General features: G+C 71.4%; 12 protein-coding genes. 9 read left to right on the forward strand and 3 right to left on the reverse strand.

Annotation, left to right across the window (positions count from 1 at the left end; genetic code table 11):
• Window positions 1-192 precede the first annotated feature (192 nt).
• The 4 genes from ACZ3UD_RS00005 (at window position 193) to ACZ3UD_RS00020 (ending at window position 3,158) form a co-directional block, all read left to right on the forward strand.
• Complete coding sequence (locus ACZ3UD_RS00005) at window positions 193-954, forward strand: ATP-binding protein (protein ID WP_465580426.1); 762 nt, start codon at window positions 193-195, stop codon at window positions 952-954.
• 67 nt (window positions 955-1,021) lie between these two features.
• A complete protein-coding gene (locus ACZ3UD_RS00010; RefSeq protein WP_465580428.1) occupies window positions 1,022-2,146 on the forward strand; it encodes a radical SAM protein in 1,125 nt (374 codons plus the stop codon).
• Window positions 2,143-2,277, forward strand: a complete 135-nt coding sequence (locus ACZ3UD_RS00015) for a hypothetical protein (protein WP_465580430.1) — start codon at window positions 2,143-2,145, stop codon at window positions 2,275-2,277. Before ACZ3UD_RS00010 ends, ACZ3UD_RS00015 begins: the two co-directional genes overlap by 4 nt.
• Window positions 2,278-2,348: 71 nt before the next feature.
• The gene (locus ACZ3UD_RS00020; protein WP_465580432.1) at window positions 2,349-3,158 is read left to right on the forward strand and encodes a protein kinase family protein; all 810 of its coding nucleotides are present in this window, start codon (window positions 2,349-2,351) and stop codon (window positions 3,156-3,158) included.
• A gap of 199 nt (window positions 3,159-3,357) precedes the next feature.
• Here the strand turns inward: ACZ3UD_RS00020 and panB are convergent, their stop codons facing one another.
• Window positions 3,358-4,227, reverse strand: a complete 870-nt coding sequence (gene panB / locus ACZ3UD_RS00025; RefSeq protein WP_465580435.1) for a 3-methyl-2-oxobutanoate hydroxymethyltransferase — start codon at window positions 4,225-4,227, stop codon at window positions 3,358-3,360.
• Window positions 4,228-4,505: 278 nt separating this feature from the next.
• Here panB and ACZ3UD_RS00030 point away from each other — a divergent pair, with 278 nt between their 5' ends.
• From ACZ3UD_RS00030 to ACZ3UD_RS00040, 3 genes are all read left to right on the forward strand, one after another.
• Window positions 4,506-6,110 (forward strand): DHA2 family efflux MFS transporter permease subunit, encoded by a 1,605-nt coding sequence (locus tag ACZ3UD_RS00030; protein ID WP_465580437.1) that lies wholly within the window; start codon window positions 4,506-4,508, stop codon window positions 6,108-6,110.
• Window positions 6,111-6,261: 151 nt separating this feature from the next.
• The gene (locus ACZ3UD_RS00035; protein WP_465580439.1) at window positions 6,262-6,891 is read left to right on the forward strand and encodes a TetR/AcrR family transcriptional regulator; all 630 of its coding nucleotides are present in this window, start codon (window positions 6,262-6,264) and stop codon (window positions 6,889-6,891) included.
• A gap of 186 nt (window positions 6,892-7,077) precedes the next feature.
• On the forward strand, window positions 7,078-8,127 hold the full coding sequence (locus tag ACZ3UD_RS00040; protein ID WP_465580441.1) for an endonuclease/exonuclease/phosphatase family protein: 1,050 nt from the start codon (window positions 7,078-7,080) through the stop codon (window positions 8,125-8,127).
• A 1-nt stretch (window position 8,128) separates the two neighbouring features.
• On the opposite strand, the gene ACZ3UD_RS00045 is transcribed toward ACZ3UD_RS00040, so the two are convergent.
• Window positions 8,129-9,883, reverse strand: a complete 1,755-nt coding sequence (locus ACZ3UD_RS00045; RefSeq protein WP_465580443.1) for an NAD+ synthase — start codon at window positions 9,881-9,883, stop codon at window positions 8,129-8,131.
• Between the two features lie 174 nt (window positions 9,884-10,057).
• Here ACZ3UD_RS00045 and glnA point away from each other — a divergent pair, with 174 nt between their 5' ends.
• Window positions 10,058-11,419 carry a type I glutamate--ammonia ligase gene (glnA, locus tag ACZ3UD_RS00050; RefSeq protein ID WP_380609224.1) on the forward strand — a complete coding sequence of 454 codons (1,362 nt, stop codon included), beginning with the start codon at window positions 10,058-10,060 and terminating at the stop codon, window positions 11,417-11,419.
• Between the two features lie 189 nt (window positions 11,420-11,608).
• A complete protein-coding gene (locus ACZ3UD_RS00055) occupies window positions 11,609-14,635 on the forward strand; it encodes a bifunctional [glutamine synthetase] adenylyltransferase/[glutamine synthetase]-adenylyl-L-tyrosine phosphorylase (RefSeq protein ID WP_465580446.1) in 3,027 nt (1,008 codons plus the stop codon).
• Between the two features lie 55 nt (window positions 14,636-14,690).
• On the opposite strand, the gene ACZ3UD_RS00060 is transcribed toward ACZ3UD_RS00055, so the two are convergent.
• Window positions 14,691-15,656, reverse strand: coding sequence for a phosphatase PAP2 family protein (locus ACZ3UD_RS00060; RefSeq protein WP_465580448.1), 966 nt, complete (start codon window positions 15,654-15,656; stop codon window positions 14,691-14,693).
• Window positions 15,657-15,706 lie beyond the last annotated feature (50 nt).

Consider the following 15,706-nt stretch of genomic DNA (forward strand, 5'->3'; position numbering starts at 1 on the left):
TGCTGAGATCACGGATGTGAGGCTGCGGAGCCCGGCCCCGTTGCCATAACCCCGCGCTCGCACGACAACTCATCCACAGGTCTTGACTATTGCTCACTCCCTCTTGTTTCCTGGGTGATGCGGCAAGCATGCCGCAACGAGAGCGCGTGAAGGCGCATGGTCGCCGAGACTTCGGCTTGGAGTGGAACGGCTATGAGTCCGCTGAACACCGTGATTGTGCCGGTGCTCTGTGAATGGGACGTCGAGGCAGACCTCGGGGCGGTGCCTCTGGCCCGTCGAGAGGTCGCCCAACTCGTTCGATCCTGGGGTGTCCCCATAACGGGAGATGCGGCGCGCGACGTGGAGCTGTGTGCGGACGAGTTGCTGGCCAACGCCGTTGAGCACACGGGCGGACAGTGTCGTGTGGCAGTCCGATGGACCGGTGTGCGTCTGCGGGTTGAGGTCTCGGATTCGAGTCCGAGGCCACCGGACAGGGGCACGGCCGATGACATGGCCACCAACGGCCGCGGCCTCCTCCTGGTGGAGGTCCTGGCTCACTCCTGGGGCTGGTACCCGGTCGGGACAGGCAAGGTCGTCTGGTTCGAGGTTGAGCCCGACCAGGTTCGTGATGGGAGACACGCGGCTCGCCGAACCGGTCTTCGCGGCTCAGGCTCGGGCACAGCAGCCGGGACGGATCCGCAAGAGCGAGCCGAAAGCGGAGGTCGTGCGGTGGCCGCCCCCTCTGCGTTGTCTCGGTACGAGATCCGCGTGATCGACTCCCAGAGCCCTCACTTCCGCCTGCTGGAGTGCTGGGGGATCTATGACCACGAGCAACACGAGTACGTGCGCGTTCCGGGCTCCTCGGACCGGATCAAGCGCTTCTACACCAAATCGGCTGCTGAGGCGCAACTGCGAGTCCTTCGTGCGGCTGCTGACCGACAGGCATCTGACCCGGCCACTGGCTCATGGATGTGAGACCAACCGGGGCAGAACTGGCGCCGGCTGCCCAGTGCGCCCCGGAAGTGTCAGGTGAAGGAGGGAAATGTTGCACGACCTGATCGCAAGTCCGTTCCTCAACAGCTTCGTTCTGCTGCGACCGGGCCGGTTGGAGGGCATCAAGCTGCCTGAACAGCGGTTCCGGGAGCTGGAACAAGCCCATGACTCCGGGCTCGGCATCCCGTCCTGGCTCGCAGACACCACCCGCATGCGGTGGGGCATCGAACTGGCTCCTCGACGTGTCGACGGTGTCGTCCTGATCCGCGACGCCCCTGTGTACGGGCACAGCCGGGCGAGCTGGGAGATCAACCTCGGCTGCGACCTGGACTGTGAGCACTGCTACCTCGGGCCGAAGCGGTTCGCCGGTCTGGACGAGGAGGGCAAGCACCGCCTGCTGTTGATCCTGCGCGACGCCGGGATCGTGTGGCTCCAGATCACGGGAGGCGAGGCGCTGATCGACCCCCACTTCTCCGCCTCGTGCCGGCTCGCGCACGAGCTGGGAATGATGATCGAGGTTCTGACGAACGGCACACGGTTGTCGAACCACGCCACCCTGGAGGCGCTTGCCGCCAGTAGGCCGTACAGGGTCACCGTCTCCCTCTACGGAGCGACTGCGCAGACGTACGACTCGTTCACCCGTCGCCGGGGCGCCTTCAAACGGGTCATGCGCGGACTGGCCGCCGGGATCGAGGCCGGCCTTCCCCTGCGGCTGGCATTGATCGTCACCGCGCAGAACGCGCACGAACACGACCGGATGCGCGCCATGGCGGACGAACTCGGGCTCCCGTACAAGGAGTACACCCACATGTCGCCGACGATCTACGGCGGCGCCGAATCTCTCGCGTCCCAGTCGCCGACTCACCTGAAGCCGCTCGAACGGTTCGAGGGCTGCAACGCGGGACACACGTTCCTCCACGTCGACCCACACGGAAGGGCCTCGATTTGCAAGGTCGGTCGCGATGAGCAGATCGACGTCATGACCGAAGGCGTCCAGGGTCTTGCCCGGCTCGGCGGAATCGCCGACCGACTCATGCTTCGCACCGGTGGCTGTTCCGGCTGCCAGCTCTCCGGAAACTGCTCGGTTTGCCGGCCGCTGGCCAAGCGCTACCAGGAAGCGAAGGCACCGCTGAACACCTACTGCCAGCACGGTCAGAAAGGAAACGCAGCATGAGCGCTGTCATGGTCGAGATGACCGCCACCCGACGCGAGCAGGACGACGAGACGTTGGAGTTCATCGACAACATGGAGGACTTCGGCGCTGACGCCCTCCCCGGGTGCAGCGACGACAACCCGTACCGGTAAGGCGCATCTCCCCGGAGGCCGACGGCTTCGGTGCCGTCGGCCTCCGGGCTGACTCTGGGAACCTGGACACTGTGACCACCACCCGCATTCACTGGTCAGACCTGCCCGAATCCGTGCACCAGGGCGTCACCGCCCGGCTCGGTGCGCCGATCCTTGCGGCGCAGACCGTCACGGCCGGCTTCAACTCCGAGATCGCCGCCAAGCTCACCACCTCCAGCGGCGCTGTCTTCGTCAAGGGAATGCAGTCGAGCCACCCACGCGTGTGGACGCAGCGGCGAGAGGCGGAGATCAACCAATACGTGGCAGGCCTCGCTCCCACGCTGCTGTGGCAGCTGGAGGTCGGCGGCTGGAGCCTCGTCGCGTTCGAGCATGTCGAGGCCCGCCACGCCGACTACAAGGTGGCCGGGGACCTGGAACTGATGGTCGACACCCTCACCCGACTCGGCCGCACCCCGTGCCCCCCGATCGAGCTTCGCCGGGCCGAGCAGCGATGGGCCGCCTACGTGGACGACTTGGGGATGCTGTCGCGGTTCGCCGGAAGCTGCCTGCTGCACACCGACCTGAACAACGAGAACGTCCTGATTCACGGGAGTCGTGCGCTTCTGGTCGACTGGGCATGGGCGACCTGCGGGGCCCCTTGGATCGACCCGGCCCTGTGGGTGATCTGGTTGATCGCTGCGGGCGGCCGTAGCCCGGTTGCGGCAGAAGCCTGGGCCGCCCGGATTCCCGCTTGGAGTCTCGGCGACCCCGCGCTGGTGAACGTCTTCGCGAAGGCTCAGGCCCGCATGTGGGCCGACATCGCGGGAAACGATCCGGACCCGTGGACCGCTGGCCTGAACCAGGCAGCTCAGCAATGGGCCCGCTTCCGAGAGGGCCGCTGAGCATTCTGAGCCCCAACCAGCTTTTCTTGGTCTACAGGGAGGTCTGCGCGCCCGGTGGTCCTGCTGAGTGCGATCTGCTTGCAGGCCGGGCCTGACTTCGTGGCGGTACGGCCCGGGGCCTGGGGCAACGTCGCCGCTTCGGCGATGCCGAAGCGGCGACGTTGCGACCGTGGGTGGCCGCCGGAGCGGGCAGTGACCGTCAGTGGAAGCTGTGCTCCGCCGCCGGGAAGGCGCCGGTGCGGACCTCCTCGGCGAACTCGCGGGCGGCCTCGCCCAGGACGCCGCGCAGGTTGGCGTACTTCTTGACGAACTTGGGCACCCGGCCCGCCGTCATGCCGGCCATGTCGGTCCAGACCAGCACCTGGGCGTCGGTCTCCGGCCCGCCGCCGATGCCGACGGTCGGGATCGCCAGCTGCTCGGTGACCTGGGCTGCGAGTTCGGCCGGGACGGCCTCCAGAACCACCGAGAAGGCGCCGGCCTGCTGAACGGCCTTGGCGTCGCGCAGCAGCTGGTGCGCCGCCTCGTCGCCGCGGCCCTGGACGGGGTAGCCGCCGAAGGCGTGCACGGACTGCGGGGTGAGGCCGATGTGCGCCATCACCGGGATGCCGGCCTCGACCAGCAGCTCGATCGAGCGGGCGCTGCGCTCGCCGCCCTCCAGCTTGACCGCGCCGACCCCGGCCTCCTTCATCAGCCGGGCCGCGTTGTGCATGGCCTGGGCGGGCGACTCCTGGTACGAGCCGAACGGCAGGTCGGCGACGATCATCGCGCGCTGGGTGCCGCGGACGACGGCGGCGGAGAGCATCACCATCTGATCCATGGTCACCGGCACGGTGGTCTCGTAGCCGAGGTGGCAGTTGCCGGCGGAGTCGCCGACCAGCAGGACGGGGATCCCGGCCTCGTCGAACACCCCTGCCGTGAGGGCGTCGTAGGCGGTCAGCATCGCCCACTTCTCGCCGCGCTGCTTGGCGCCGGCGAGGTCGCGGACGGTGACGCGGCGGTTGGTGACCCCGCCGTAGAGGGTGGTGGTCGACGCCTGGTTCTGGGCAGACGAAGGCGAAGAAGCGTTCATCGAACGGACTCCTGAAGGGTTGTCGTCTCGTGGCGCCGTGCGGCGTCCCCGGATCACCTCCATGCTTGCACGCCCCGACGTGAGCGCAAAGAGGGGTGCGCTCGGCCGGGTGCGATCCACGCCACACCGGCCCCTCCGGGCCCGCCGGGCTTTGCCTCCATTTTGCGAAACGGAGTCGTCTCGTATCGTATCGGCCGCTACTCTGGTGCGGGGGGTTACGAGACGTCCGCGACTCGCAAATGCCCGCCAGTGCCACGCCAACACGGACGGGAAGACCAATGACCACCGCAGCCGCGCCACCCCGTGTGCCGGAAGCCATCCACCGCAGACGCTGGGCGATCCTGTGCACCCTGGTGCTCGCCCTGCTCGTCGTCGTGCTCGACAACTCGATCCTCAATGTCGCGATGAAGACCATCGCGACCCCCGCCCCGGTCGGCCTGGGCGCCACCCAGAGTGACCTCGAATGGGCGATCAACTCCTACACCCTGGTCTTCGCCGGGCTGCTCTTCACCTCGGGCCTGCTCGGCGACCGCTTCGGCCGCAAGCTCGCGCTGCTGGCCGGCATGGTGGTCTTCGGCATCGCCTCGCTGCTGTCCGCGATGTCCGGCTCGCCCGGTGAACTCATCGGCTACCGCGCCCTGATGGGCGTCGGCGCCGCGCTCGCGATGCCCGCCACGCTGGCCATCATCATGAACGTCTTCGAGCGCGAGGAGCAGCCCAAGGCGATCGGCATCTGGGCCGGCGCGGTCGGCCTGGCCATCGCCATCGGCCCGATCACCGGCGGCGTGCTGATCGAGCACTTCTGGTGGGGCTCGGTCTTCCTGATCAACGTCCCGATCGTGATCGTCGCGGTGATCGCGATGGCGATCCTGGTCCCCGAGTCCAAGGACCCCAACCCGGGCGCGCTCGACCCGGTCGGTGTGCTGCTGTCGATCATCGGCCTGGTCGCGCTGATCTACGGCATCATCAAGGGCGGCGAGCTGGCCGACTTCACCGCCTTCGAGGCCTGGGGGCCGACCCTGCTCGGCGTCGTGGCGCTGGCCGCCTTCGTCTGGTTCGAACGCCGCACCCCGTTCCCCGCGCTGGACGTCACCTGGTTCCGCAACAAGGTCTTCAGCGCCTCCGTGGTGGTCGTCGGCGTGATCTTCTTCGCGCTGATGGGCGTGTCCTTCTTCGGCGTCTTCTACATCCAGAGCGTGCGCGGCTACAGCGCCCTCCAGGCCGGTCTGCTGATGCTGCCGCTGGCCGTCGCCCAGCTGATGTTCGCCCCGCGGGCCCGGCTGGTGGTCGATCGCCTCGGCGTCGCCGCCACCGCCGCCGGCGGCATGGTGCTGGTCGCGATCGGCTTCGTCGGCTACACCGTGCTGACCGCGACCACCCCGATCTGGGTACTGATCGTGCTCGGCCTGGTGATGGGTGCGGGCATGGCGCACGTCATGCCCCCGGTCACCGTCGCGATCATGGGCTCGCTGCCCCGCGAGAAGGCCGGCGCAGGATCGGCCGTCAACAACACCTTCCGCCAGGTCGGCGGCTCGCTCGGGGTCGCCGTGCTCGGCGCGGTGCTCTCCACCGTCTACCGGAACGGGATGGCCGACACCCTCGACCACCTGCCCGAGGGGCTGCGCGAGAAGGCCGGCGAGTCGCTGGAGGCCACCCTGGCCATCGCCGACCGGATCCCGAACGGCGCCGGCAAGGCGCTGATCGCCCCGGCGAACGACTCCTTCATCCACGCCATGCACGTGGTGGCCTCGCTCTCGGTGGGCATCTCGCTGGTCGGCGCGCTGGTCGCCTGGTTCCTGCTGCCGCGCCGCCCCGCCGCCCCCGGCGGCCCGGCCCCGACGCAGCCGGGCCAGACCCGGGAGACCGCGGCCGCCGACGCCTGATCTGCGGATCAGCTGCGCGACAATGGCCCTGCCGACCGGTGCCCCCGGTCGGCAGGGCCTCGGTCCAGGCGGGGCCCCCGCCCGCGGACCCACCCACCGAAAAACCCACGGCGCCCGCGCGCCCGGGGTCAGCGAGGGAGAGACAGCGGGGATGAGGACGGACACTCCGAGCGCCGACACCGGACAGCACTGCGCGGCCGCACGCCGCGGCCGGCCCCGCAGTGAGGCCGCCGAGCAAGCCATCTTCAGCGCCGTCGAGGACATGATGGCCGCCGGCACCACACTCTCCGAGCTCACCATCGAGGGCATCGCCACCGCCGCCGGCGTCGGCAAGGCGACCATCTACCGGCGCTGGTCCAACAAGGAGGCCCTGCTGGTCGACGTGGTCAGCCGGCTGGAGGTCCCGGTGCCGGAGCCGTCCGGCGGCAGCGCCCGGGACGACCTGATCGAGATGATCGACTACGTCCGGCGGCGCGGCCTCGCCAAGCGCACCCGCTGGGTGCTCAAGGCCGCCCTCGGCCAGATGCAGACCCTTCCCGAGCTGTACGCCGCGTACCGCGAGCGGGTGATCAAACCGCGCCGGGAGGCCGGGCTCTGCCTGATCCGCCAGGCCGTCGCCGAGGGCATCATCCGCGACGACCTCGACCTGGACCTGCTCGGCGACCTGCTGATGGGCCCGATCCTCTACCGCAGCATCCTGTGGGACGACTCCGACCTGGAGGACCCGGACCTCGCCCGCAAGATGGTCGACGCCCTGCTCGACGGCCTCGCGCCCAAGTAGATCGTGTCCGGACGTGGCGTGGCTCACCAAACCGGGCCACGCCGGAACCCGCTCCCGGGGCCGGGCGTCTGTCCCGGCATAGGCTGAGCCGGGTATCCGATCAAACCGGCACCAGTCCGGCACCTCGCCCGTACCCGCACGGACCGGACGCCGGACCGGCGACGGCACGAACGAGGGAGCCACGGCATGACGCAGGCGGACAGCACCGACCGCATCACGGACGCCGGGGGCACGGGCGCCGCCCCCGCCGGCCGTACCGGCGGCTTCCTCGGCCTGCGGGACTGGGGCCGGGACGACCGCGGCAGCAGCACCTGGCGGCGCGGACTGGTGATCGCCCTGCTGGCCGTGCTCACCGCCGTGCTGCTGGCCTTCCACGCCGAGGTGCCCAACGGCGTCGGCAACCTCGGCAGCCTGCTGGAGACCTTCCTGCCCTGGCTGGGCCTGGCAGTCCCGGCGCTGCTGGTGCCAGCGCTGCTGCGCCGCTCCGCCACCGCGCTGCTCGCCCTGCTGCTGCCCGCCGTGCTGTGGGCCAACCTGTTCGGCGGGCAGCTGACCGACAAGAGCGGCGGCAAGGGCGACTGGACGGTGGTCAGCCACAACGTCGCCGCCGACAACACCGACGTGCCGGGCACCATCCGCGGCCTGGTGGCCTCGGACGCCCAGATCGTCGCCCTGCAGGAGCTGGCCGGCAGGCAGCTGCGGGCGTACGAGACCGGCCTCGCCGACGCGTACCCGTACCACGCGGTGGAGGGGACGGTCGGGCTCTGGTCGAAGTACCCGATCAGCGGGGTCTCCCCGGTGGATCTGAAGATGGGCTGGACCAGGGCGTTCCGGGCCCAGGTGGCCACCCCGCAGGGCCCGGTCGCGGTGTACGTCGCGCACCTGCCGTCGGTCCGGCTCAAGGCCGAGAGCGGTTTCACCGCCGACCAGCGGGACGTCAGCGCCCAGGCGCTCGGGGACGCGATCCAGGGCGAGCGGCAGAAGAAGGTCCTGCTGCTCGGCGACCTCAACGGCACCATGAACGACCGCAGCCTGGCGCCGGTCACCTCGCAGATGCGCTCGGCCCAGGGCGCCGCCGGGGACGGCTTCGGCTTCAGCTGGCCGTCCGCCTTCCCGATGGCGCGGATCGACCAGATCATGAGCAAGGGCGGGCTCAAGCCGGTGGACTCCCGCACCCTGCCCCGGGACGGCAGCGACCACCTCGCGGTGGCCGCCGCCTACCGGTACTCCTCGTAGGTCAGCCGCGCCGCCAGCGGTTGGTGATCGGCAGCCGGCGGTCCCGGCCGAAGTTCTTCACCGAGATCTTCGGGCCCGGCGGGTACTGGCGCCGCTTGTACTCGGCGGTGTCGACCAGCCGGACCACCCGGTCCACCACGGCCGGGTCGAAGCCGGCCGCGACGATCGCGTCCCGGCCCTCGTCGCCCTCGATGTAGCGGTCCAGCACGCTGTCCAGCAGGTCGTAGTCGGGCAGCGAGTCGGTGTCCTTCTGGTCCGGCCGCAGCTCGGCGGACGGCGGCTTGCTGATCGTGTTCTCCGGGATCGGCGGCACCTCGCCGCGCCGCTCGGCCTCCTCGTTGCGCCAGCGGGCCAGCCGGAAGATCAGCGACTTGTAGACGTCCTTGATCGGCCCGAACGCGCCCACCGAGTCGCCGTACAGGGTCGAGTAGCCGACCGCCAGCTCGCTCTTGTTGCCGGGCGCGAGCACGATGTGCCCCTCCTGGTTGGAGATCGCCATCAGCAGGGTGCCGCGCAGCCGGGACTGCAGGTTCTCCTCGGCCAGCCCGGTCAGCTCGGTGGCGCCCAGGTAGGCGTCGAACATCGGGGCGATGGAGACGGTCCGGAAGTGCAGCCCGGTGCGGCGGGCCAGCTCGGCGGCGTCGTCCCGGGAGTGCTGGGAGGAGTAGCGGCTCGGCATCGAGACGCAGTACACGTTCGCGGGCCCGATCGCGTCCACCGCGATCGAGGCCACCAGCGCCGAGTCGATGCCGCCGGAGAGGCCGATCAACACCGACCTGAAGCCGTTCTTGTTCACGTAGGCCCGGGTGCCGGCGACCAGCGCGGCCCAGATCTCGGCCTCGTCGGACAGCCGTGGCGCGACCCCGGCGTCGAGCCGCCCGGCGGGGGCCTCGGCCTGCTCGCCGCCCAGCCCGGTGCGGACCAGGCGCAGCCCGTCGCTCAGCAGCAGGCCGTCGGTGTGGTCGCTGCTGGCCGCCGGCAGGTCGAGGTCCAGCACCAGCAGGTGCTCCTCGAACTGAGGGGAGCGGGCGAGGACTTCGCCGTCCGCGCCGACCACGATCGAGTCGCCGTCGAAGACCAGCTCGTCCTGGCCGCCGACCATGTTGACGTACGCCAGGGTGCAGCCCGCCTCGGCCGCGCGCCGCTGGACCAGCTCCAGCCGCTGGTCGTCCTTGTTCCGCTCGTACGGCGAGCCGTTGACCACCAGCAGCAGTCCGGCCTCGGCCTCGCGGGCGGCGGTGACCCGGCCGCCGTCCTGCCAGATGTCCTCGCAGATGGCCAGCGCGACGTCCACCCCGTGCACCCGCAGCACCGGCAGCTGGTCGCCCGGGACGAACCAGCGGTACTCGTCGAAGACGCCGTAGTTGGGCAGGTGGTGCTTGGCGAAGCGGGTGACCACCTCACCCCGGTGCAGTACGGCGGCGCAGTTCTGCGGCGACCCGGCCGGGCGGCCGAAGCGCGGCGAGGCGTGGTCGGAGCGTCCGAGGTAGCCGACCACCACCGGCACCTCGCCCAGCCCGTCGTCGGCCAGCCGCCCGGCCAGCTCGACCAGCGCACCGCGGGAGGCCTCGACGAACGAGCTGCGCAGGGCGAGGTCCTCGACCGGGTACCCGGTCAGGGCCATCTCGGGGAACGCGACCAGCTGGGCACCGGCCTCGACGGCCTGCCTGGTCCAGCGCACCACCTCATCGCTGTTGCGGGCGATGTCACCGACCCAGGGGTCGATCTGGCACAGGGCGAGACGGAGATTGGGCATGCCCCGAGTGTAATCGTCTAACTGACGCAATGTACCGCTAGGGGGTCCGGAACCGGGGTCGGCACTGCCGGGCGGCGCGATGATCGGCCATGATGGGGGCAGTCGCCGCGCGAGGTCTTTCGGGGGCCGCCCGGGCGTAACACGAGCGTAAAGAGCAGAGGTGAGACTGTCCCCATGGGCAAGCAGCAGCAGTTCGTGCTTCGGACGCTCGAAGAGCGTGACATCCGGTTCGTCCGGCTGTGGTTCACCGATGTGCTCGGGTTCCTGAAGTCGGTCGCGGTGGCGCCGGCCGAACTGGAGCAGGCCTTCGAGGAGGGCATCGGCTTCGACGGCTCGGCGATCGAGGGCTTTGCCCGGGTCTACGAGTCCGACATGATCGCCAAGCCGGACCCGACCACCTTCCAGATCCTGCCGTGGCGTTCGGAGACCCCGGGGACCGCCCGGATGTTCTGCGACATCCTGATGCCGGACGGCTCACCCTCCTACGCCGACCCCCGGTTCGTGCTCAAGCGCACCCTGGAGAAGGCCTCCGACCTGGGCTTCACCTTCTACACCCACCCCGAGATCGAGTTCTTCCTGCTGAAGAACCTGCCGGGCGACGGCACCCCGCCGATCCCCGCCGACCAGTCCGGCTACTTCGACCACACCCCGCGCGGGGTGGGCCACGACTTCCGCCGCCAGGCGATCACCATGCTGGAGTCGATGGGCATCTCGGTCGAGTTCTCGCACCACGAGGGCGCCCCCGGCCAGCAGGAGATCGACCTGCGCTACGCCGACGCGCTGTCCACCGCCGACAACATCATGACCTTCCGGCTGGTCATGAAGGAGGTCGCGCTGGAGCAGGGCGTGCACGCGAGCTTCATGCCCAAGCCGTTCTCCGAGCACCCGGGCAGCGGCATGCACACCCACGTCTCGCTGTTCGAGGGCGACCGCAACGCCTTCCACGAGTCCGGCGCCGAGTACCAGCTCTCCAAGGTCGGCAGATCCTTCATCGCCGGCCTGCTGCGGCACGCCGCCGAGACCGCCGCCGTCACCAACCAGTGGGTGAACTCCTACAAGCGGATCTGGGGCGGCTCCCAGCGCACCGCCGGCGCCGGCGGCGAGGCCCCCTCGTACATCTGCTGGGGCCACAACAACCGCTCGGCGCTGATCCGGGTGCCGATGTACAAGCCGGGCAAGCAGGGCTCCACGCGGATCGAGGTCCGCTCCCTGGACACCGGCTGCAACCCGTACCTCGCCTACGCCGTCACCCTCGCGGCCGGCCTCAAGGGCATCGAGGAGGGCTACGAGCTCCCGCCCGGCGCCGACGACGACGTGTGGGCGCTGTCCGACTCCGAGCGCCGCGCCCTCGGCATCCAGCCGATGCCGCAGAACCTCGGCGAGGCGATCGACCTGATGCAGCGCAGCGAGCTGGTCGCGGAGACGCTGGGTGAGCACGTCTTCGACTTCTTCCTGCGCAACAAGCGCCAGGAATGGGAGGAGTACCGCTCCGAGGTCACCCCGTTCGAGCTGCGGAAGAACCTCCAGGTGCTCTGAGCCCGGCTCAAACCCCTACGGGCCCGTTGTCGTTCGTTCGGACGACGGCGGGCCCGCGGTGCAGCGCGGGCGGGTTCGAACGGCCGAGCCGGTTCACCCGCCGGTCCACCCGCCGGTCCACCCGCCGGTCACGCCCGGCGCCGCGCCGCGCGGGCGCGTAACCTGCTGGGGGGACGGATGGAGGGGCCGATGGCGGTGGAGGAGCAGCGGGCCGGGAGCCGGGTCAGCCGGCCCGAGATCAGGCTGGTCCGGCGCGGGTTCACCGACCCCGCGCAGGCGGTGCGGCTGCTGGCGGGCCCCGGACTGGAAGGCCTGGCCGACGACCCGGTGGTGCTGGACGCGCTCGGCGCCACCGCCGACCCCGACCTCGCGCTGCTGGGCCTGGCCCGGCTGCTGGAGGCCGCCGACGAACCCGAGCGGCGCACCCTGCGCGACACCCTCACCACCTCCAAGCCGTTGCGCGACCGGCTGCTCGGCGTGCTCGGCGTCTCCACCGCGCTCGGCGACCACCTGGCCCGGCACCCGCACGACTGGCACGTGCTGGTCACCTTCGAGCTGCGCGACATGCACCCCGGCCCGGAGGACTTCCGCCGCGCCCTCGCCGAGGGCGTCCGGGACGACACCCTCAGCCCGGCGAACGCGCTGCGGGTCGCCTACCGCCGCTGCCTGCTGGCCATCGCCGCCCGCGACCTCACCGGCACCACCGACCTCGCCCAGACCGCCGCCGAACTCGCCGACCTGGCCGGTGCCACCCTGCAGACCGCCCTGGACCTCGCCGCCGAGCAGGACCCGGAGGCCGCCGCGGCCTGCCGGCTCGCGGTGATCGGCATGGGCAAGTGCGGCGGCCGCGAACTCAACTACGTCTCGGACGTGGACGTCATCTTCGTCGCCGAGCCGCGCGAGGGCGTGGACGAGCACGAGGCGGTCAAGGCCGCCACCCGGCTGGCCGCCGCGCTCACCCGGCTCTGCTCGGACACCACCGGCGAGGGCACCATCTGGCCGGTGGACGCCAACCTGCGCCCGGAGGGCCGCAACGGCCCGCTGGTGCGCACCCTGGCCAGCCACCTCGCCTACTACCAGCGCTGGGCCAAGACCTGGGAGTTCCAGGCGCTGCTCAAGGCCCGCCCGGTCGCCGGGGACGCCGAGCTCGGCGCCGCGTACGTCGAGGCGCTCGCCCCGATGGTCTGGCAGGCCGCCGCCCGGGAGAACTTCGTCACCGACGTGCAGCAGATGCGCCGCCGGGTGATCGACTCCATCCCGGCCACCGAACTGGACCGCCAGCTCAAGCTCGGCCCGGGCGGGCTGCGCGACGTCGAGTTCTCCGTCCAGCTGCTCCAGCTGGTGCACGGCCGCACCGATCCGGCGCTGCGCAGCGGCAACACCCTGGAGGCGCTGGCCGCGCTCTCCCGCGGCGGGTACGTCGGCCGGGCGGACGCCGCCTCGCTGGACGCCGCGTACCGTTTCCTGCGCTCGCTGGAGCACCGCATCCAGCTGCACCGGCTGCGCCGCACCCACCTGATGCCCACCGCCGAGGAGGACCAGCGCCGCCTCGCCCGCTCGCTCGCCGCGCTGATCAACGACGACACCCGCTCCGACCCGGTGGCCGCGCTGCAGCGCGAGTGGAAGCGGCACGCGGTGGAGGTCCGGCGGCTGAACGAGAAGCTGTTCTACCGTCCGCTGCTCGACGCCGTCGCCGAGCTGCCGCCCGGCGCCGCCGGGCTGACCCCGGACGCGGCCCGGGCCCGGCTGGAGGCGCTCGGCTACGCCGACCCGGCCGCCGCGCTGCGGCACATCAGCGCGCTCGCCTCCGGGGTGAGCCGCAAGGCGGCGATCCAGCGCACCCTGCTGCCGGTGCTGCTCGGCTGGTTCGCCGACTCGGCCGACCCGGACGCCGGACTGCTCAACTTCCGCCAGGTCTCCGACGCGCTCGGCCGCACCCCCTGGTACCTGCGGCTGCTGCGGGACGAGAGCGCCGCCGCCGAGCAGCTCGCCCGGGTGCTGTCGGCCGGCCGGCTCGCCCCCGACCTGCTGCTACGCGCCCCCGAGGCGGTGGCCATGCTGGGCGATCCGCAGGGCCTGGTGCCGCGCGGCCGGGCGGCGCTGCAGTCGGAGATACTGGCCGCCGTCGGCCGGGCCGGTTCCACCGCCGCCGCCGTGGCCGCCGCCCGGTCGGTGCGCCGCCGGGAGCTGTTCCGTACGGCCGCGGCGGACGTGCTCGGCCGGCTCGGGGAGGACCCGGGCGAGGCGCTGGACACCGCGGGGGAGGCGCTGACCGCGCTCAACGCCGCCACCCTGCAGGGCGCGCTGCGCGCCTGCGTGGCCGGCTGGGAGGCCGAGCACGGGGACCTGCCGACCCGGATCGCGGTGATCGCGATGGGCCGCTTCGGCGGTCACGAGCTGGGCTACGGCTCGGACGCCGACGTGCTCCTCGTCCACGAGCCGCTGCTCGGCTCGCTGGAGCAGGAGGCGGCCCGGGCCGCCCAGGCGGTCTGCAACGAGCTGCGGACCCTGCTGGCCGCGCCGTCCACCGAGCCGCCGCTGCTGGTCGACGCCGACCTGCGGCCGGAGGGGCGCAGCGGCCCGCTGGTGCGCACCCTGGCCTCGTACGCCGCCTACTACCGGCGCTGGTCGCACGTCTGGGAGAGCCAGGCGCTGCTGCGGGCCGAGCCGGTGGCAGGGGACGAGGAGCTGGGGGCGCGGTTCCGGCAGCTGATCGACCCGCTGCGCTTCCCCGGCACCGGGGTGCCGGAGCGGGACCTGCTGGAGATCCGCCGGATCAAGGCGCGGATCGAGGCCGAGCGGCTGCCGCGCGGGGCCGATCCGACCACCCACACCAAGATCGGCCGGGGCGGGCTGGCGGACGTGGAGTGGACGGTGCAGCTGCTCCAGCTCCAGCACGGGCACGAGCTGCCGGCCCTGCGCACCACCAGGACCAGGGCCGCGCTGGCGGCCGCCATGGAGGCCGGGCTGGTCGAGCCGACGGACGCGGAGGTGCTGGACGCGGCCTGGGTGCTGGCCTCCCGGGTGCGGGCGGCGGTGATGCTGGTGCGCGGGCGGCCGGGGGACAGTTTCCCGGGCGAGGCCCGGGAGCTGGCCGGGGTGGCCCGCTACCTGGGGTACGGCGCCGGGCACAGCGGGGAGCTGGTGGACGACTACCGGCGCACCACCCGGCGGGCCCGGGCGGTGGTGGAGCGGCTGTTCTACGGGTCCGGCTGAGTCTCCACGGGCAGGTGAAAGGGGCCCCTGCGTGAGGGGCCCCTGTTCGGTACGGCTACCGCCGCGCGGTGCTGACCGCCGGTTCGCTCCACTGCTCCGGGACGGTGATCGGCTCCTCCGTCGCCTTCTCCCGGGTGGGTACCCGGGGCAGCTTGTAGACCCACTCGTGGTACAGCCAGCGGGCCGCGAGGAAGCCCAGCATGAGGCAGATCTCGCCGCCGACGGCGTCCATCCAGAAGTGGTTGGCGGTCGAGACGATGACCAGCAGGGTGGCGGCCGGGTACATCAGACCGAGCGCCCTGACCCACTTCCGGCGGGCCAGGAAGAAGATCGCCAGGCCGCACCACATCGACCAGCCGATGTGCATCGAGGGCATCGCGGCGTACAGGTTGGAGACGTGCGCGGCGGGCCCGGAGGCGAACGATCCCCAGGTGCCGTGGGTCTTCACGGTGTCGATGAAGCCGCCGTCGGTCATCAGCCGGGGCGGGGCCAGCGGGAAGCCGTAGAAGCCGACCAGGGCGATCAGGGTGGTGACGAACAGGACCGTGCGGGCGGCCACGTACCGGCCGGGGTGGCTGCGGTAGAGCCAGACCAGGACGCCGATCGTCATGATGAAGTGCAGCGTCGCGTAGTAGTAGTTCATCCCGGTGATGAGCCACCCGACGCTGTCCATGGCGTGGTTGATCGAGCGCTCGACCGCGATGCCGAGGTTCTGCTCCAGGTCCCAGATCCAGCGCGCGTGCTTCTGGGCTATCGCTTCCTGTTCCGGGACGGCGTTGCGGACGATCGAGTAGAGCCAGTAGCTGATCCCGATCAGGGCCAGCTCGATCCAGATCCGCGGCCGGGCCGGTGAGCGGCGCTGGTCACGGATGCGGCCGCGCAGGGCGGCGGTGCGGGACTGGGCGGCACGGGTGGCTCCTTCGGGCAGCTGGGCCGCGGTGGCCGCCGCTGCTTCGGAACCGCCACCGTGGGCCGCGTCGGCGCGCTCGGCGCCTCGCTGGATCTCGGTCGGTTCCCCCATGGACGGCAAGTCTGCCAGACCGCTCGTAGCCGTCTGCTCATCCTCCGGAA

Source organism: Kitasatospora sp. NPDC023118 (assembly GCF_055560875.1).

Coding starts and splice junctions, on each gene's coding strand:
- ACZ3UD_RS00030 (WP_465580437.1), top strand. CDS start 4,506: ATGACCACCGCAGCCGCGCCACCCCGTGTGCCGGAAGCCATCCACCGC.
- ACZ3UD_RS00035 (WP_465580439.1), top strand. CDS start 6,262: ATGAGGACGGACACTCCGAGCGCCGACACCGGACAGCACTGCGCGGCC.
- ACZ3UD_RS00005 (WP_465580426.1), top strand. CDS start 193: ATGAGTCCGCTGAACACCGTGATTGTGCCGGTGCTCTGTGAATGGGAC.
- ACZ3UD_RS00040 (WP_465580441.1), top strand. CDS start 7,078: ATGACGCAGGCGGACAGCACCGACCGCATCACGGACGCCGGGGGCACG.
- ACZ3UD_RS00045 (WP_465580443.1), bottom strand. CDS start 9,883: ATGCCCAATCTCCGTCTCGCCCTGTGCCAGATCGACCCCTGGGTCGGT.
- ACZ3UD_RS00060 (WP_465580448.1), bottom strand. CDS start 15,656: ATGGGGGAACCGACCGAGATCCAGCGAGGCGCCGAGCGCGCCGACGCG.
- ACZ3UD_RS00015 (WP_465580430.1), top strand. CDS start 2,143: ATGAGCGCTGTCATGGTCGAGATGACCGCCACCCGACGCGAGCAGGAC.
- panB (WP_465580435.1), bottom strand. CDS start 4,227: ATGAACGCTTCTTCGCCTTCGTCTGCCCAGAACCAGGCGTCGACCACC.
- glnA (WP_380609224.1), top strand. CDS start 10,058: ATGGGCAAGCAGCAGCAGTTCGTGCTTCGGACGCTCGAAGAGCGTGAC.
- ACZ3UD_RS00055 (WP_465580446.1), top strand. CDS start 11,609: ATGGCGGTGGAGGAGCAGCGGGCCGGGAGCCGGGTCAGCCGGCCCGAG.
- ACZ3UD_RS00010 (WP_465580428.1), top strand. CDS start 1,022: ATGTTGCACGACCTGATCGCAAGTCCGTTCCTCAACAGCTTCGTTCTG.